Raw genomic sequence first — 18,571 nt, forward strand, 5'->3', positions numbered from 1 at the left:
TGTTTATTTTAATATTAATTGATTGTTAGCGTAAACTCCGTAAGCTTTTCCTTTTAATTTTTTATCTAAAAAAGCGCTGTTTTTAGAGGTTGATAAAATATCCTCTTTTGTAAAAGTGTAATTCTGTTCAGGATTGAATAAAGTAATTTCAGCTTTATTGTTTTCTTGAATAGAAAGATTTTCTATACCAAAAATAGCTTTTGGTTTGCTTGTAATATTTTCTATAAAATCTTCTAATTCTAAAACAGAATTAATTGCTCCAAAAGAACTTTCTAATCCAATGGTTCCATCTTTTGCTTCACTAAATTCTAATTTTTTATGCTCAATGTCAATTGGGTTGTGGTCTGAGGTAATAATATCTATAACGCCAGATTTAATACCTTTTATCAGGCTTTTTAAATCGGTTTTAGTTCTTAAAGGAGGGTTTACTTTAAAGTTGCTATCAAAACCATGTAATTCATCGTCAGATAAAGTTAAATGATGCACAGAAACACTACAGGTAACTTGCAATCCTTTCTTTTTAGCTTCTTTTATTAGCTCAACAGATTTAGTGGTAGAAATAGTTGGAATATGTAATTTTCCGCCTGTGTATTCTAATAAATATAAATCTCTTGCAATTTGTATGTGTTCTGCTAAAGCTGGACTTCCTTTTAGGCCTAATCTGGTGCTATTAACACCTTCATTTGCAATTCCTTCTCCGGCAATAGAGTTGTTTTTAGGGAAGCTAAATACCAAACCATCAAAATTCTGAGCGTACAAAAGCGCAATTTTCATCAAATTGTCATTTGCTATTGGTTTGTTGTAATCTGCAAAAGCTATAGCGCCAGATTGTTGCATGTCATACAATTCTGCCATGTCAACACCTTTGCTGTTTTGCGTTAGCGCAGCAATAGGGTAGAGGTTGGTAGCAAATCCGTTTGCTTTGTGTATTAAATACTCAACCGCAGCCTTGTTATCTATAACAGGGTTTGAGTTTGCGTTTACTGCGACAGCTGTAAAGCCACTTTTTGCAGCAACGTTTAAGCCGTTTTTAATATTTTCTCGTTCTTCAAAGCCAGGTTCTCCAAAAGAAACACTCGTATCAAACCAACCACAAGAAACATGTAAATTATCTAGTGTTATAACTTGATAATTATTGTTTTCTATCAAATCTTCGATTTTGTCGATAATTCCGTTGGTAATTAAAATGTCTTTTTGTTGATGATGATATGGGCTTGAAGTGTCTATAATCGTAGCCGATTTTAAAAGCGTGGTCATGGTTTATAGAATTTTAAAATCAAAATTTCTAAAAGCAAAGATACAATTGCCAACGATAAAAACCATTTCCAAAGCCAATGAACTTTATTTTTTTTATTGATTTCTTTAAAAACGTCTGCAACCGAATTAGAAACTGTAATATTTTTATTGTTTTTTTTGAGTTCATTCAAATCTAGAAAGTTTAGCGAACTTTCTTCTTTGGCATAATTGTATGCAATATGTTGAATTGTATCTGTGTTTTTTAAGATGCTATACAAGCCAGATTTTAAGGGTTGTTCTTTTGTGGTGATGCTTACTTTATTTTGAAATTTCTGTTGCAACGGAATAAAAGAATTTTCAGAATTTGCAATTTTCAATACCTTGTCTTTTTCAATATTTGTTTCAATATCAATGGTGTTTTCTGATGCAATTCTGTAGAATAATTTAGGGTGTTTAAAACTCATTTTTCCGAAGTTGAAAAACACAGGAACTATTAAAGGAGAATTAATAAAATTACTGTTTTTTAGATCTAGAGAACTCGATATCCAGAAGGTCTTATTTTCTCCATTTTTAATTTGTGAAATGAAGGGGGTACCATTTTCAAAAGCAACAATTGTACTTGTGTTATTTGAAATGAAAGGATAATAATGTTGCACTATTGGATATTGAAAATTAGTTACTTTTTTAGAAAATACATTTTGAAAAAGTGGGTGCTTGTAATTGATATTTGTAATTTTTAAACTGTCTGTTTTTTTAGGTTGAATTTGGCCTATATTTAAGTTTTTAAATAAAGAATTGTATGAGTTTATGTTCAGGTTTTTATGTGGAATAATTACAAGACTTCCTCCGTTTTTAGAAAATTCAATTATTTTATTTGATAAAATTTCAGTTATATTTTCTACCTCGTTTAGTACAATTAATTGCTGTTTTAAAATGGAATTATAGTTGGTGTTTTGAGCCGTAGATTGTGTGAAGTTAAATTCGTTTTTAGTGTAAATTTTCGGAAGAAATTGAGTCTTTTTTCCTATCGATAAAACATTGATTTTTTGATCGTTTTTTAAGGTGAAATAAAACACGTTATCAAAGGCGAAAGTATCGCTAAAATTAATGACTATTTTACCATTGAATTCTGCCTGATTTTGAACTTTAAATTGAATGGTTTCTATGGTGTCTTTTTTAAAAGAGGAGGAGAGCTTGCTAATTAGTTTATTGTTATTGTAAACAGCAATAGGAATATTGTTTTTTGCTGCTCCTTGGTTTTTTATAAGAACATTAAGTGTAGCATTATTAGCATCAGAATTATTGATAAAAATACTGTCTATAGAAATGTTGGTTTTTATTGAAGATTCTAGTTTTATTGTAGAAAAAGAGGGTGTTACATTTGTAAACTCGTTTTTATAAGTATTCTGAAAATCAGATATTAATAGTATCTTATTTAGAGTGTTTGTTTTATCCTGTGTGTTGGAGTCGAATTTTAATAAAACGGTGGTTAAATCTAATTTTTTTGAAGTTTCTTTAACCTGTAACAATACATTTTTTAGAGTTTCTTTTGTAATTCTGTCGTAGAAATTAGAATTTGTTTGCAGCGAATATACATCTTTTTCTGATGTGTTTTTAATAATTTCTTGGGCTACTATTTGTAATAAATTACCTCTTTCTCCTTTTGTATTTGTACTTAAAGAGTTGTCTAAATAGATAAAGTTATGTTGCTTTTGGTTCGCGGTTTTATTGCTGAAATAAGGTTGTGAAAAAGCAAAAATAATAGCAGTGAATAAAAGCATTCTAGTACCCAGTATTAACCACTTTTTTATGCGTGAATTTTTACGTGTTTGCTGTGCTAGTTTTTGTAAAAATGCTACGTTTGTAAAAGGAACTTTTACGAACCTTTGCAGTTGAAAAAGATGCACTATAATCGGGATGATTAATAGTGTTAAAAAGTATAATATTTCTGGGTTTTTAAACTGCATTTATAATGTTTAGATGTGAATCGAAAATAATTAAATTTTAAAAATAGATTTACAAAGGTGTAAGATAATCTTTTGAAATTAAAACGAAATAATAGTCTTTAATTCTAAAATAGAAATAGCAGAGAAAGGGATGAATGGGAACCTTTAATTAGTGTAAAATAGACTGTTTTATTTGCCTTTTTTTTAAGGGAGAAGATTTCTAAAACTTTTCAAATACTCCTAAACCAAACAAAGCAAAATCATATTTTACAGGATCTTTTGGATCTAGTTTTCGCAAATTTGTGTCTAATTCAGCAAGTGCTTTCCAGTCGTTTTGTTTTCTTAAAAGTAGTTTTAATTTACGTGCAACATTACCAGAATGTACATCTAAAGGGCACGATAAATTTGCAGGTTTGTGTGTTTTCCAAAGGCCAAAATCTACTCCAGAATTATCGTTTCTAACCATCCATCTTAAGAACATATTTATCCTTTTTGCAGCAGAATTTTTTAGTGGATCTGAGATGTGTTTTTGAGTTCTTTGTTGATGGTCAACTTCAAAAAAAACTTGTTTTAAATGATGAATTGCATTCTTGTAATCGGTCTGTTTTTTATCAACCAACAACACATTTTCTAATCCATTGTGATGCGTATAAATGTGTTTTAAAGACCTTATAAATTGTTGTAAATCGATTGCATTAAAAGTTCTATGCACAAAGTTTTCAAGAGATTTTAAATCATTTTCTTCATGATTCATCACAAAATCAAAAGGAGAATGATCAAAAAAATCCATCATTTTATTGGCATTTTTAATAATCATGGTTCGGTTTCCCCAAGAAATAGTTGCCGTTAAAAAGCCAGAAATTTCAATATCTTCCTTTTTTGTAAACAAATGTGGAATCTGAATCGGATCAGATTCAATAAAATTTGGGGTGTTATATAGAACTACTTTCTCGTCTAAAAATTCTTTTAATTCAGATTTCTTCATATTTATCTATTCAAATAAAAAACTCATTAAAAATAAAAAACCATTATAACTTCCATGAAGTAACATGGCCCATAATAAGCCAAATTTTACTCTTATATATCCAAAATAACCACCAACTAATAATTGTGGTAATATTAATATAGGAGAGAGTAATAGTACGTTTGTGGTGATTTCAAAATTGCTAATATGTATAAAACCAAAAATTAGTGTAAAAATATAAAAGGCATATTTAAACGATTTTGGTTTTACAAAAATAGTGATTGGTGCTCTAAATAAAGCTTCTTCTAAAATAGGAGTAAGGATAGAACCTAGTAGTAAAATTTGAATAAAAGACATGTCTTTAAACATTTCTTCTATTTTATGCGTTTCAAAATCTACCAATTGTAATTCTTGAAGTACACTAAATAAAGGAGTTATTATAATGCTAGTTGCTATGCTAATAACAAATAAGTGAAAGAATATTTTAATACGATAACCAGTATTTTTATTGGTATCTAGGCCTGGTACTGGGTTTTTTAAATAGGTAATTACATTCTTAAAGGTTTCTTTCATTATCTAGGTTTATTTATAAGTAGTATTAAACTTAGAAATGTTACACTATTCTATAATTTTACCGTCAATCATGGTTAGTTTTCTGTCTGCCATGTTAGCCAATTCTTCATTGTGTGTAATTATTACAAAGGTTTGTCCAAATTCGTCACGCAATTTAAAGAACAATTCGTGTAAGTTTTTGGCAGACTCGCTATCTAGGTTTCCACTAGGTTCATCTGCTAAAATAACAGAAGGGTTGTTTATTAATGCTCTAGCTACGGCAACTCTTTGTTGTTCTCCTCCAGAAAGTTCGTTGGGTTTATGGCTTATTCTGTGAGATAAACCTAAAAAAGTAAGTATTTCTTTAGCTCTTGTTTCGGTTTCTAATTTCGATTTTTTTGCAATAAAAGCAGGAATACAAACATTTTCTAATGCTGTAAACTCTGGCAATAATTGATGAAATTGAAAAATAAAGCCAATATGTTGGTTTCTAAAAGAAGAAAGTTCTTTATCTGCTAAGTTTTTAAGAGAAACGTTGTTTAATTTCAGTTCATAGTTTTCATCTTTTTGAGGTTTGTCTAAAGTACCTAAAATTTGAAGTAAGGTTGTTTTACCTGCTCCAGACGGACCAACAATAGCAACAATTTCTCCTTTTTTTATGTGTAAATCTACTCCTTTTAAAACTTCTACATCCCCATAATATTTGTGAATGTTTTTACCTATTATCATACTTAAAACTTTGTAACGAATGTATAAAAAAGACTTTAATTTTACTCATAAAAAAACGGATATCCTTAGTTGTTAAGAATATCCGTTGTGTTTATAAGGTAAGAAGTTTAAAATATATTTTTCAATTTATTATAATCAATAAAATAAACGAGTCTTAAAGAAAACGTATGTCTTTGTGATTCCTCAAATAAGTTGTCTAGGTTTTTACTGAAATTTAAGTCTGCGTTTGTGTCTTCATTAAAAATAGCATTTCTGTAAAAAGCAATTAACTGACTTCCGGGAGCAAATTGCCAAATATAATTCAGGTCTAAATTCCAGCTATTAAAATTAACATTTTCGCTTGTATATGTTGAGTTCACATCTAATTCTCCGTTTGTGTTAAGGTTGTAGTAATCATTATAATTAACAGCACCCCAATAATGTCTAAAACTAAGTGATAAAGAAGAATTGGTGCTAAAACTATATTTACCTGCAATGGTGTTGGTATAGTTTTTTCGATCTCTTTTACCGAAGATAATATTGGTGTTTACTTTATCTACATAACCTAAATCGTTATTTTTTTTATTATAATTTAATTGGTATTGTAGTGAAAACTGATTTGTAAATCTGTAACGAGGCGCAATACTAAAGCCATAAGCGGCCTTATTGTAGTTGTTATAAGCAGAGTAATAAAAATCTGCATTTACTTCTAGTTTTTTTTGTGAGTTGGTAGAAATCCATACATTTATATTTTTTCTTTCTGGTTGCAGAAAATAAATGCCGCTTGTAGATCCTTGTCTCGGTTCAAAATAATCTTTTTCTTCTGTGTTATAATTTAAGTTTCCACCAAAAGTAAATCGATTTCTTGTTTGTGCACTAGCGCCAAAGCCAGCATTATAACCTGTATAAATTCCAGAAAAATGTTGAAAATTTACTTGGTTATAAAAGCTAAAATTATAATTGTTAAACCTTTTTGTTGGTTGCAAGGTTTTCCAGCCAGAGCTTCCGTAAATTGTTTGCTCATTGTTGCTAAAAAGAATCCCTAAATCATTCGGATTAAAATCTTTGTTTTCAAAATTATAACCCAACTCCCAGTTCCAGTGTCCAGAATTATATCCGAAGCTATTATCAAACGTATACCCGGTATTTGGGTTGTTTATATCATCAGAAATGTTACTCATTTTAACAGAACCATCTGCATTGTATTTACTGTCTTTGGTTTCTATGTGCCAATCTAAAGCAGTTACATTTGCATCTCTAAATTTGCCGTCTCTTGTTACGTTTGTGTTGATTAATGTTACCGTAGAATTCTGATTAAACTGTTGGTCTAAAACTAAAATATTGTAGTTTGTAAATGGATTTATAACTTCTTTTCGTGTTTCTCCTGTGTCATTATTTTTTATAGTTACGTCTGTTTTTTCGGTGATGGCGTTAAAAAATCCAATTCCCAATCCGCTTTTTGTTCTTCCGGAAACTTTAATAGCATTTAACATGGTCACTTTACCAGGGTAATCTGTAATTTCTTCATCGGCAGATAAGGTGCTTTCTACATTAAATTGATCTATTGGAGAACTACCAATTCTTCTAGAGTAAAAAAGATTTGCTTTGTTAAATAATTCTGTGCCTTCCGTAAAAAACTGTCTTTGCTCTGTAAATTGCTGCTCAAACGGACCTAAATTTAATTCAACATCATCAAAACCAACCTGACTAAAATCTGGAATTAAAGTAGCATCTAAAGTGAAATTTTCTGTTAAACCATATTTAATATCCATACCAAAACTCCAATCATAATCTGTATGTCCTTCAAAAGTATTGGCAGTTGCAGATGCATACGGATAAAAATTTAATCTAGTTGGTGGTTTAATGTCTCTAAAATCTTCAATTAAACCATCATATTGTGTCCATCTTCCAACAGCATTGTTAATATGTGTCCATGTATGTTGGGCGTTTAATTTTTCTAACCTTCGGTGGAAATTAAAACCCCAACATTGTACAGGTCTATTTGCAAAACGAAGTGCTCTGTAGGGAATTTTCATTTCTACATTCCAGCCTTTCTCTGTTATTTTTGCGGCACTTTGCCAAACAGCACTCCAATTAAAATCTTCATCTCCGTTAGAAACTTTAGCATCTCCTTGATTTCCGGTAGCTTGTACTAGAAATTGAAAGGGGTTTTGACCATCGTCATTAGGGTTTATGGTAACTAAAAAGAAATCTGCCTGACTAAAATTGTCTCTAGTTGTATATTCTTGCGGAATTCCTTCCGGATCAGGGTCGTTCATTTGGGCAGAAATATAGATAGCCTCATCATCATAAATAACCTTAACAATTGTTTGGTATTCTTTAGATACAAGCTTACCGTTATCTGGTCTTAATGTAACAAAGTCTGTACATAATTCTGCATTTACCCAAGCTTTATCGTTTAAAATTCCATCTATTTTAGGAGCTTTATCTACTCTTGTCGTTTTTATTTTTTTTCGATTTTCTTTATACTGTGCAGACAAATTAGGAATTGCTAGTACTGTAATTAGTGAAAAAATGATTTTTTTAAACATATAATTTTTTGGTTGATTATGTGTATGTAAAACTACTATATGTATCCTTTTTTAGAATATCATAAAATAATGTTAACTACAAGAAAGACTACTTAAGGTTAAGAGTGTTACAATCTTTAAATGTTAAAGTTATCTTAAATAAAATAGGTGTATTTCCATAAGATTTTTTTTTAATCAAAATTATGCACCTTTTTATATTTGAATTTGTATTTTTGAATCCGTTTTTAAACATTTACAGATGAACTTACACGAATATCAAGGAAAAGAAATATTAAACAGTTTTGGCGTTAGAATTCAACGTGGAATTGTTGCAAGTACTCCTGCTGAGGCAGTTGAAGCTGCAAAAAAACTGACAGAAGAAACAGGAACTGGTTGGCATGTAATTAAAGCACAAGTTCACGCAGGTGGTCGTGGTAAAGGTGGTGGAGTTAAATTGGCTAAAAACTTAGACGAAGTAAAAAGTATTTCTGATGATATTTTAGGGATGATGTTAGTTACTCCTCAAACTTCTGCAGAAGGAAAATTAGTAAATCAAGTTTTAATCTGTGAGGATGTATATTATCCTGGAGATGCTGAACCAGATGAATATTATATGTCTGTTTTATTAAACAGAGCAACTGGTAAAAATATGATTATGTATTCTACAGAAGGTGGAATGGATATTGAAACTGTTGCAGAGGAAACTCCGCATTTAATTTTTACAGAAGAAATAGATCCTTTATTAGGGATTATGCCTTTTCAAGCACGTAAAGTAGCTTTTAACTTAGGTTTATCTGGAGTTGCTTTTAAAGAAATGACAAAATTTGTTACTAATTTATACAACGCATATATTGGTTCTGATTCTGCTATGTTTGAAATTAACCCAGTATTAAAAACATCTGATTCTAAAATTATGGCAGTTGATGCTAAAGTTTCTTTAGATGAAAATGCATTATATAGACATAAAGATTATGCAGCAATGCGTGATTTACGTGAAGAAAACCCAATTGAAGTAGAAGCTAAAGCTGCAGGTTTAAACTATGTAGATTTAGACGGAAATGTTGGTTGTATGGTAAACGGAGCTGGTTTGGCAATGGGAACTATGGATTTAATTAAAGAATCTGGAGGAGAGCCTGCTAACTTTTTAGACGTTGGTGGTACTGCAGATGCTGCAAGAGTTGAAACTGCTTTTGGTATTATCTTAAAAGACCCAAATGTAAAAGCAATTTTAGTAAATATTTTTGGAGGTATTGTACGTTGTGACAGAGTTGCACAAGGTGTTGTAGATGCTTACAAAAGTATGGGAGACAAAATTACGGTGCCAATTATTTGTAGATTACAAGGTACAAATGCTGTAGAAGCAAAACAATTAATAGACAATTCTGGAATGGAAATTATTTCTGCTACAGAATTTCAAGAAGCTGCAGATAAAGTTGCTGAAGTTTTAGGAGCTTAATATTTAAAGTTTTATAAATATTTAAAACGCCTCATGTAAATGAGGCGTTTTTTTATGCTTAAAAAGTGTATCTTCATCTGATTATTTAAAATTAAAATATGAAAAAATTAGTAATTCTATTATTGTTACCAATTCAATTATTGGCACAAGGTGTACCAAATTCTGTAGTGTTTTGGGATGCTTTAACAACACATTGTGGCAAATCTTATGAAGGAGAAATTGTTGCAGGCGGAAAAGAAGGCGATGGTTTTACTGGTGAGAAGTTAGTAATGCATGTGCGTTCTTGTGAAGAAAATACCATTAGAATTCCTTTTTTTGTGGGTGATGACAAATCTAGAACATGGGTTTTTACAAGGGATAAAGATAATTTGATTCAGTTAAAACACGATCATAGGCACAAAGATGGATCAGAATATAAGATTACACAATATGGAGGTTTGAGTTCGAATGTTGGATTAGCAAATCTTCAAGTTTTTCCTGCGGATAAACTAACTGCAGAATTAATTCCGGCAGCAGCTACCAATGTTTGGTGGGTAACTATTGATAAAACAAGTTTTACATATAGTCTAAGAAGAATTGGTTCTGAAAGATACTTTTCTGTAAAGTTTGATATCACAAAAGAAATTGAAACACCTTCTGCTCCTTGGGGTAGTGAAAACTAATCTTAATAGTAAAGACTATAAAAGTTAAGAAGTTTAAAGGTCTTTAAAAACGTCTCAAAGAAATGAATTAAGTTCTATTTCTTTGAGACGTTTTTTTTGATAAAAAGTGAAGAATATAATCTTTAATCCCAATGCATTCTTTGCAATCTAACAGCGTTTAAAATTGCAAGTAAAGCTACACCAACATCCGCAAATACAGCTTCCCACATGGTTGCTAATCCACTAGCACCTAAAATCATTACAATTAATTTTACTCCAAATGCTAACGCAATGTTCTGCCATACAATTTGTCGTGTAGAACGTCCTATTTTTATCGCTTTAATTACTTTTGATGGTTGATCTGTCTGAATAATAACATCAGCAGTTTCAATGGCAACATCACTCCCTAAACCTCCCATAGCTATACCAACATCACTTGCTGCTAAAACGGGTGCGTCATTAATACCATCACCTATAAATGCAATTTTATTTGCAGGATTTTGCTTTAATAATTCTACTTCATGTAATTTGTCTTCTGGTAATAATCCACCTTTGGCGATTTTAATTTCTAATTCTGATGCTACTTTTTGCGTAATAGAATTTTTATCACCAGAAAGCATTATAATGTTTTTAATACCAACTTTATGTAGGTTGATAATGGTTTGTTTTGCATCGTCTTTTAATTCATCTGCAATTACTACATAACCAGCAAAGACTCCGTCAATAGCAACTAAAACATTCGATTCTACAATGGTTTCAACTTCTTTCGGAACTTCAATTTTATGAGTAGTCATTAAAGCTTTATTGCCAACCAAAATAGCTTTTCCATTAACGGTTCCTTTTAAACCTTTTCCTGCAATTTCCGAGACTTCAGTTACTTTAAAATGTGGAGTATCGGCTTTATATTCTAAAATAGCTTTGGCAATTGGGTGTGTAGATTGCTCTTCTATGGCAAAAAGGTATTTCATAAATTCCTTTTCTTCCCAACCAATCGTTTTAATGTTTGTAATTTTAAAAACACCTTTCGTTACGGTTCCTGTTTTATCTAGAACCAACGTGTTTATTTTGGCCATGGTATCTAGAAATGAAGCGCCTTTAAATAAGATTCCGTTTTTAGAAGCAGCTCCTAATCCGCCAAAATAGCCTAACGGAATAGAAATAACCAAAGCACAAGGACAAGAAATTACTAAGAAGATTAAGGCTTTATATAACCAATCTGTAAACACATAATTAGCTACAAAAAAGTAAGGTACAAATGTTATGGCAATCGCTAAATACACCACAATTGGCGTGTAAATCCGTGCGAATTTTCTGATAAACAATTCCGTTTTAGATTTACGAGCAGTCGCATTTTGTACCAAATCTAAGATTCTAGCAATAGAACTATCTTTAAATTCTTTGGTAACTTCAATTTCAATTACATTTTCTAAATTAATACTTCCTGCAAATACAGTATCGCCTTTTGTAATGGTATTCGGTTTGGTTTCTCCTGATATCGCAGCGGTATTTAAAGATGCTTTTGTTGAGGTTAAAATACCATCTAACGGAATTTTCTCTCCTACTCGAACTTGAATTTTCTCTCCAATAGCAACTTCTTCTGGTGTTACGCTTTCTATTTTTCCGTTTCTAAAAACATTGGCTTCTTTAGGGCGGACATCTAACAGTGCTTTGATATTCCCTTTTGCACTATTTACTGCGGCACTTTGAAACAATTCGCCAACGGCATAAAATAACATTACCGCAACTCCTTCTGGATATTCGCCAATAACAAATGCGCCAACAGTTGCGATAGACATTAAGAAAAATTCAGTAAAAACAGCTCCTTTTTTAATGCTTTCCCATCCTTCTTTAACTACAGGAAGTCCTACGGGTAGATATGCAATTCCGTACCAAATAATTCTGAGCCAATCTTTAAAAAAAGAAATATCAAAATAATCGAAGGCAATACCAATCATCAGTATTGTAAAACTAACAATTGCCGGAATATAGGCTTTAAAACCACCTGGACCTCCATCGTGATTATGGCCATCATCATGATCATGGTGATGATGATGTTCTTTTTCTGAACTTGGTTTTATATCTCTTAAATTGAGTTGCTGTTTTTTCATTAGGTTTTTAATTATAAATCAAAGGTGCTATAAAATACAATGCAACGGAAGTGCATTATTGTCCGCTGCATTTATCACAAATACCTTTTACCACAAGGTTGATGTTTTCTGAAATAAAACCATCGGGTACTTTTATTTGTGGAATTTTATGATCTGTTAAGCAGACCGTTTCATTACAATGATTGCAATGAAAATGTAGGTGCAAATCTGTTTCAATTTCACAATTACAGCCTTGTTCACAAAGTGCATATTTTGTAATACCTGTTCCATCATCAATTTGATGTACAATGGACTTTTCTTCAAAAGTTTTAATGGTTCTGTATAATGTTGTGCGATCTGCTTTTTCAAAAGCATTTTCAATATCCGTTAAGGTAACAGCAACTTGCTTCTTTGCAAGAAACTTGTAAATAAGCAAGCGCATTGCCGTAACTCGTATATTGTTTGATTCTAAAAATTGTTCTATTGTTTGCATAATTAATGTGAATGTTCTGCGTCTCCTTTTTTCATTTCTGCAATAAGGTAATACGCATTGTTATAAGCAAATTTAGTGTTTATGTCTATTTTTGTTGGAAATGTTACCGCAATCCAATTTCCATCTTTTTGGCCAGGAATAACTTCTACAGGCTTAAAACTCCAAGCATCATTTTCTTTTTCTACAGTAAACACATAAAACCGCTCACCTTCTTTTGTAATTGCACTTTCAGGTAATGCTGTTGTTTCTGTATTTTGTACTTGAATTCTCCCTTTAATATACATTCCCGGAATTAAATGTCCTTCTTTGTTTTCTATTTCTGCGTGTATATGAACAGCTTTAGAATTCTCTTCTAAAGTTTTACCTACCGAGTAAATTTCAGCAGTCATATCTTGATCTGGCATTGACGTTAAGTTAAAAGTTATTTTTTGTCCTTTTTTAACTTTATACACATCTTTTTCAAAAACCATTAAATCTGCATGTACGTGATGTGTGTCTACAATTTCGAATAATTCTGTTTGTGGATCTACATATTGTCCCATTTTTACTTCAACTTTTTGTACAAAACCTTCAATAGGTGTACGTAATGCAATACGTTGAAAAATAGTGCCGTTTCTTACCGATGCAGTATTAATATTCAATAATTTTAATTGAGCTGCCATTCCGTTTACTAACGCTTTTGAAGCTTCATATTCTGCTGCTGCTTTCTGAAAATTTGCTCCAGAACCAACACCTGCTTTGTATAATTTATCTTGTCGGTCAAAACTTTTTTGCAAGAAATTACGATTGCTAAAAGCATTTAAGTATTCCGTTTGCATTTTAATAATATTCGGATGAGATAAATAGGCCACAACCTCACCTTTATGTACTTGGTCTCCTTCAATCACTTCAATAGAAACCACATTTGCACCTACAACGGTTGTAATTGCTGCTTCATTTTGTGGCGGAACTTCTAAGGTTCCATTTGCTTCTACATAACCGCTCATTTGCCTTAAAGCAATGATAGCTACTTTCATTTTTAAAGCTTCAAATTGTTGCGCAGAAAGCATCGCTTCTTCAAAATGTTCTTCTTCCTTTACTTCCGTTCTAACTTCTTTATCATCTGTATGTCCATCGCCTTTTTTATGTCCGCAAGAGGCTAATAAAGTAGAAAACAGAACTACGGTTAAGATGCTATATATTGTGTTTTTCATTTTCTTAATTTTTAAAATATTGTAATTCAAAAGTACTTTCTAGATAATTTGTTAATGCGTTTTGTGCCTCTAATTCAGATTGAATAGCCTCTTTTATTAGTTGTGTAAAAGCGGTATAATCTATTTCACCTTCTTTATATGCAAATAAAGCACCCGTTTTTTGTTCTTTTATTAGCGGTAAAACTTGTTCTTTATAAAATAACCAAGAGGATTTCCATTTTTGATAATTTTCTTTCGCTTTAAATAATTTAGATTGCACTTCTTTTTTCTGAAACGCTACATTTGCCTCAGCAATGGCTTTATCTATTTTAGCCGTTTTAATTTGTGCTTTCGTAGTTCCCGATAAAAACGGAATAGTTACACCTGCTTGATAGGTGTAAAACCCAGAATTTCCTCCAACTTTTTGTAAGCCACCTTGAAGATTTAATTTTGGTAAATTTGCTGCTTTTGCAACTTTATAATTAGCAGCTGCTTCTGCAACCTGTAATTGAGAAAGACCATATAAAGGATGCGATTCAGCGGTAATTGTCTTTAAATTGATGGTGTTTAAACCATCAAATTGATCAGAAACAGTGAAAAATTCATCAGAAACAAACCATAAATTAAACTGTTGTAGCGCAATAATATAAGTGCTATAGGCTTGTTCTGTTTTATTCTGAATTTGTAAACGTTGGTTTTTAGCCGCTAAATACTCTAATTTAGAAATAGTTTCTACTTCATAATTCAATGCTACCGATTTTTCAAAATTAACATAAATGGAATCTAATTCTTTGTATAATTTATAATTCCTTTTATTCTGAAATACTTTAGACCACGCTTTTTTAACTTCTAGTTCTAAATCTAATTCAGAAAGCTGAAATGCTTTTTCTGCCAATTGAATGCGTTGTTTTTGTAATTTTAATTTTGATGAAATTCCTAATACATCAATATTAGATTGCCCCAAACCTATGGAGGTATACACACCAGAATCATTACTGATTTCTTCTCCACTTGTATATATTTGAGTGGTTCCAAAATCGAACGCAGTACTTTTTAGTGATTGTTGTTTATCAATTTCTAACTGACGTTGTTTTAAACTCGGATAGTTTTCTTTTGATAATTGAACCGCATCTTCTATAGAAATAACTGGTAGTTTATCTGTAGATTCTTGTGCATTACTTGCAATTGGCAACAAGAGCATAAAAACGATAACAGCTGTAGTTGTTACGAGTTTTTTATTCATTTTAAAAGTTAATGTTTTGTTTTCTACCCAATGATATAAAATAGGTAAAACGAATAATGTTAATAGCGTAGAGGTCAATAACCCACCAATTACAACTGTTGCTAAAGGTCTTTGTACCTCTGCGCCTGCAGATGCGGAAATTGCCATTGGTAAAAAACCTAAAACATCTGTAAAGGCCGTTAACATTATGGGTCTAATACGTCTTTTTGTACCTTCTATAATTCGGTCTTTTAAATTAGTAACACCTTCTTCTTTTAGTTCATTTAATCCGCTAATCATTACCAATCCGTTAAGAACAGCAACACCAAAGAGCACAATAAAACCAACGCCTGCCGAAATACTAAAAGGCATATCTCTAAGCCATAATGCTACCACACCGCCAATGGTTGCCATAGGTATTGCGATGTAAATTATTAAGGTTTGTGGTAATGATTTTAAGGCAAAATAAATCAATACAAAAATAAGTAACAATGCTATCGGAACAACAGTTTGCAAACGATTACTAGCACGTTCTAAGTTTTCGAAAGCACCGCCATAGCGGATAAAATAACCAGCTGGCAATTTTAATTTTGCATCTAATTTTACTTTAATTTCTTCTACTAAAGATTTTACATCACGTCCTCTAACATTAATACCAACATAGGTTCTTCTATTGGTGTTGTCTCTACTTATTTGCATTGGACCCGATTTATAACTTACATCGGCAACTTCGCGAAGCGGAATTTGTACACCAGAAGGCAAGTTGATAAATAAGTTTTGTACGTCTGAGATGTCTTTTCTATTATTAGAATTTAAACGGACTACTAGATCAAAACGTTTTTCACCTTCAAAAATAATACCTGCATTTCCTCCTGCAAATGCAGATTGCACAATCTTATTCAGACTGTTTATTTGCAAGCCGTATTGCGCTAACTTACTTCTGTTATACGTAATGGTTATTTGTGGTAAACCTGTGGTAGCTTCCGCTTTCATATCACCAATGCCTTCTGTTCCTGCAATAATTTTAGTAATTTCTTCGGCTTTTTGAGAAAGGATATCAATGTCTTCGCCATAAATTTTTATGGCAATGTCTTCACGGACTCCTTCTAATAACTCATTAAAACGCATTTCCATAGGTTGTGTAAATTCGTAATTTACCCCAGGAATCATTTCAATAGCCTTTTTCATTTTATCAATCAACTCATCTTTAGAAGTTACCGTTGTCCATTGATCTTTAGGTTTTAGAATTACAAAAACATCAGCAATATCCATTGGCATTGGGTCGGTAGGTATTTCTGCAACACCAATACGACTCACAACTTTTTCTACTTCAGGAAACTTGGCTTTTACAATTTGCTCAATTTTTGTAGTCGTTTCAATGGTTTCTGTTAGTGAACTTCCTGGTTTTAAAATGGCATGAAAAGCAATATCACCTTCATCTAATTGTGGAATAAATTCGCCACCCATTTTTGTAAACATAAATACTGTAATTCCGAATAAAACTACGGAGACACCAATAATCAATTTCCCTTTTTTTAAGGCTTTTTCTAATAAAGGTTGATACTTGCGTTCTGCCCAATGCACAAAACGATCTCCGTACGATTTTTTATCAGATTTTGGAGCTCTTAAAATTAAGGCAGAAATCATTGGTACATAGGTTAAACATAATAACATAGCACCAATCATAGCGAAGATGAAAGTCAATGCCATTGGTTTAAACATTTTTCCTTCAATACCTTCTAGTGCAAGAATTGGTAGAAAAACTATTAGAATAATAAGCTGACCAAAAAAGGCAGCATTCATCATCTTTTTAGAAGATTTAGAAGCAATTCCGTTACGTTCTTCTTGAGATAATTTTTTCTTTTTAAGTACTTGTGATGTTATTAAGAAAACGGTGCTTTCTACAATAATTACAGCACCATCAACAATAATTCCGAAATCGATAGCACCCAAACTCATTAAGTTTGCCCAAACGCCAAAAACGTGCATTAGTATAAAAGCAAATAATAAAGACAACGGAATTGTGGAGGCAACAATTAAACCACCGCGCCAGTTTCCTAATAAGAAAATCAGCACAAAAATGACTATTAAAGCCCCTTCCACTAAATTTCCGGAAACGGTAGAAATGGTTTCGCCAATTAATTTACTTCTATCTAATAACGGTTCTATAACAACGCCTTCTGGTAACGACTTTTCTATTTCAGTCATTCTTAACTTTACGGCTTCTATAACTTCGTTAGAGTTTGCACCTTTAAGCATCATTACCAAACCACCAACAACTTCGCCCTCTCCGTCTTGGGTTAATGCGCCATAACGAATGGCTGCTCCATATTGAACGGTTGCAATATCACCAATAGTAATTGGAATATTATTGGTGTTTTTTATAACAATTTGTCTAATATCTTCTAAATTTCTAGCCAATCCTTCTCCACGAATAAAGTTTGCTTGATGATTTTTTTCGATATAAGCACCTCCAGTATTTTGATTATTAGCTTCCAAAGCTTCAAAAACATCGGTAATGGTTAATCCAATTGCTTTTAATTCATTCGGATCTACGGCAACTTCATATTGCTTAATTTTTCCGCCTATGGCGTTAACTTCAACAACACCTTTTACCATGGCCATTTGACGTTGTACAATCCAATCTTGCATAGTTCGCAAATCGGTAATTGAGTATTTGTCTTTAAATGCGGGCTTAACTTTTAAGGTATACTGATAAATTTCTCCTAGACCAGAAGAGATGGGGCCCATAGATGGTTCTCCAAATCCTTCGGGAATTTGAGCTTTAATATCGTTCAGTTTTTCTGCAACTAATTGACGTGGTAAATACGTGCCCATAGCGTCATCAAAAACAACAGTAACTACGGATAAACCAAAACGAGAAATAGAACGAATTTCTTGAACATTTGGTAGGTTACTCATAGCAACTTCTACCGGATAGGTTATTATTTGCTCAATATCTTCGGTACCTAAATTAGGTGCTTGGGTAATTACTTGTACTTGGTTGTTGGTAATATCGGGTACGGCATCAATAGGTACTTTGGTCATGCTCCAAATACCTGCCACAACAATGGTAAGCGTGAGCAAACCAATAATAAATTTATTATTGATTGAAAAATCAATGATTTTATTAATCATAAAAAAAGGTTTAATTCAGTGAGATTTCTCGATACAATTCAATTAGAATTGTTCGAAATTAAATGAGCTAAATGCTCAAGTTTGGATATAAGTATCCTCTAAAAAACTGAATTATGCTATTGGAGGCTGTAAAATAGAAGAAGTATAATTTTTCTCTGAGCCGTTTAAAAAGAAAAAATCTTGTGTAGAAATCTCAGAAACCTTATTTTTTATAAATGTTACTTGAAGATCTGTAGCATTTACATGACAACATTGGCAAATGCAAAAAGGAGAGCACAAGTCTGTGCCTTCATGCTGATGATCGTCTGTTATCTGTGACGTTTTAGTTTTAACAATATCATTAGGCACCACAAAATCTGCACAAGGTGTTAAGTTGAGCGCAAAAATATAAATGGCTAATAAAAATGTTAAAAATTTCATTGATG

Annotated in this window: 13 protein-coding genes; 2 read left to right on the forward strand and 11 right to left on the reverse strand. The window is 31.8% G+C overall.

Annotated elements, in window-relative coordinates; all coding sequences use genetic code 11:
- Window positions 1-3: 3 nt before the first annotated feature.
- The 6 genes from KV700_RS16605 to KV700_RS16630 form a co-directional block, all read right to left on the reverse strand.
- Complete coding sequence (locus KV700_RS16605; protein ID WP_218598565.1) at window positions 4-1,257, reverse strand: dihydroorotase family protein; 1,254 nt, start codon at window positions 1,255-1,257, stop codon at window positions 4-6.
- Window positions 1,254-3,203: a BatA domain-containing protein gene (locus KV700_RS16610; protein ID WP_218598566.1), complete on the reverse strand. Its 1,950-nt coding sequence runs from the start codon at window positions 3,201-3,203 to the stop codon at window positions 1,254-1,256. The genes KV700_RS16605 and KV700_RS16610 overlap by 4 nt, the downstream gene beginning before the upstream one ends.
- Window positions 3,204-3,402: 199 nt before the next feature.
- Window positions 3,403-4,167: a TIGR02757 family protein gene (locus KV700_RS16615; protein WP_218598567.1), complete on the reverse strand. Its 765-nt coding sequence runs from the start codon at window positions 4,165-4,167 to the stop codon at window positions 3,403-3,405.
- Between the two features lie 6 nt (window positions 4,168-4,173).
- Window positions 4,174-4,719 (reverse strand): CPBP family intramembrane glutamic endopeptidase, encoded by a 546-nt coding sequence (locus tag KV700_RS16620; RefSeq protein ID WP_218598568.1) that lies wholly within the window; start codon window positions 4,717-4,719, stop codon window positions 4,174-4,176.
- A 45-nt stretch (window positions 4,720-4,764) separates the two neighbouring features.
- Window positions 4,765-5,427: an ABC transporter ATP-binding protein gene (locus tag KV700_RS16625; protein WP_166382969.1), complete on the reverse strand. Its 663-nt coding sequence runs from the start codon at window positions 5,425-5,427 to the stop codon at window positions 4,765-4,767.
- A gap of 107 nt (window positions 5,428-5,534) precedes the next feature.
- A complete protein-coding gene (locus KV700_RS16630; protein WP_218598569.1) occupies window positions 5,535-7,958 on the reverse strand; it encodes a DUF5916 domain-containing protein in 2,424 nt (807 codons plus the stop codon).
- Between the two features lie 238 nt (window positions 7,959-8,196).
- Here KV700_RS16630 and sucC point away from each other — a divergent pair, with 238 nt between their 5' ends.
- On the forward strand, window positions 8,197-9,393 hold the full coding sequence (sucC, locus tag KV700_RS16635) for an ADP-forming succinate--CoA ligase subunit beta (protein WP_166382973.1): 1,197 nt from the start codon (window positions 8,197-8,199) through the stop codon (window positions 9,391-9,393).
- Between the two features lie 98 nt (window positions 9,394-9,491).
- On the forward strand, window positions 9,492-10,055 hold the full coding sequence (locus KV700_RS16640) for a hypothetical protein (protein ID WP_218598570.1): 564 nt from the start codon (window positions 9,492-9,494) through the stop codon (window positions 10,053-10,055).
- Between the two features lie 122 nt (window positions 10,056-10,177).
- Here KV700_RS16640 and KV700_RS16645 read toward each other — a convergent pair whose 3' ends face one another.
- From KV700_RS16645 to KV700_RS16665, 5 genes are all read right to left on the reverse strand, one after another.
- The gene (locus tag KV700_RS16645) at window positions 10,178-12,142 is read right to left on the reverse strand and encodes a heavy metal translocating P-type ATPase (protein ID WP_218598571.1); all 1,965 of its coding nucleotides are present in this window, start codon (window positions 12,140-12,142) and stop codon (window positions 10,178-10,180) included.
- A gap of 55 nt (window positions 12,143-12,197) precedes the next feature.
- Window positions 12,198-12,614, reverse strand: coding sequence for a Fur family transcriptional regulator (locus KV700_RS16650; RefSeq protein WP_218598572.1), 417 nt, complete (start codon window positions 12,612-12,614; stop codon window positions 12,198-12,200).
- Between the two features lie 2 nt (window positions 12,615-12,616).
- Complete coding sequence (locus tag KV700_RS16655; protein WP_166382981.1) at window positions 12,617-13,807, reverse strand: efflux RND transporter periplasmic adaptor subunit; 1,191 nt, start codon at window positions 13,805-13,807, stop codon at window positions 12,617-12,619.
- A 4-nt stretch (window positions 13,808-13,811) separates the two neighbouring features.
- Complete coding sequence (locus KV700_RS16660; protein ID WP_218598573.1) at window positions 13,812-18,146, reverse strand: CusA/CzcA family heavy metal efflux RND transporter; 4,335 nt, start codon at window positions 18,144-18,146, stop codon at window positions 13,812-13,814.
- A 111-nt stretch (window positions 18,147-18,257) separates the two neighbouring features.
- Window positions 18,258-18,566 (reverse strand): DUF6660 family protein, encoded by a 309-nt coding sequence (locus KV700_RS16665; protein WP_166382985.1) that lies wholly within the window; start codon window positions 18,564-18,566, stop codon window positions 18,258-18,260.
- Window positions 18,567-18,571 lie beyond the last annotated feature (5 nt).

This window comes from Polaribacter sp. NJDZ03 (genome assembly GCF_019263805.1).
In the GTDB taxonomy this organism is placed as follows: Bacteria; Bacteroidota; Bacteroidia; order Flavobacteriales; family Flavobacteriaceae; genus Polaribacter.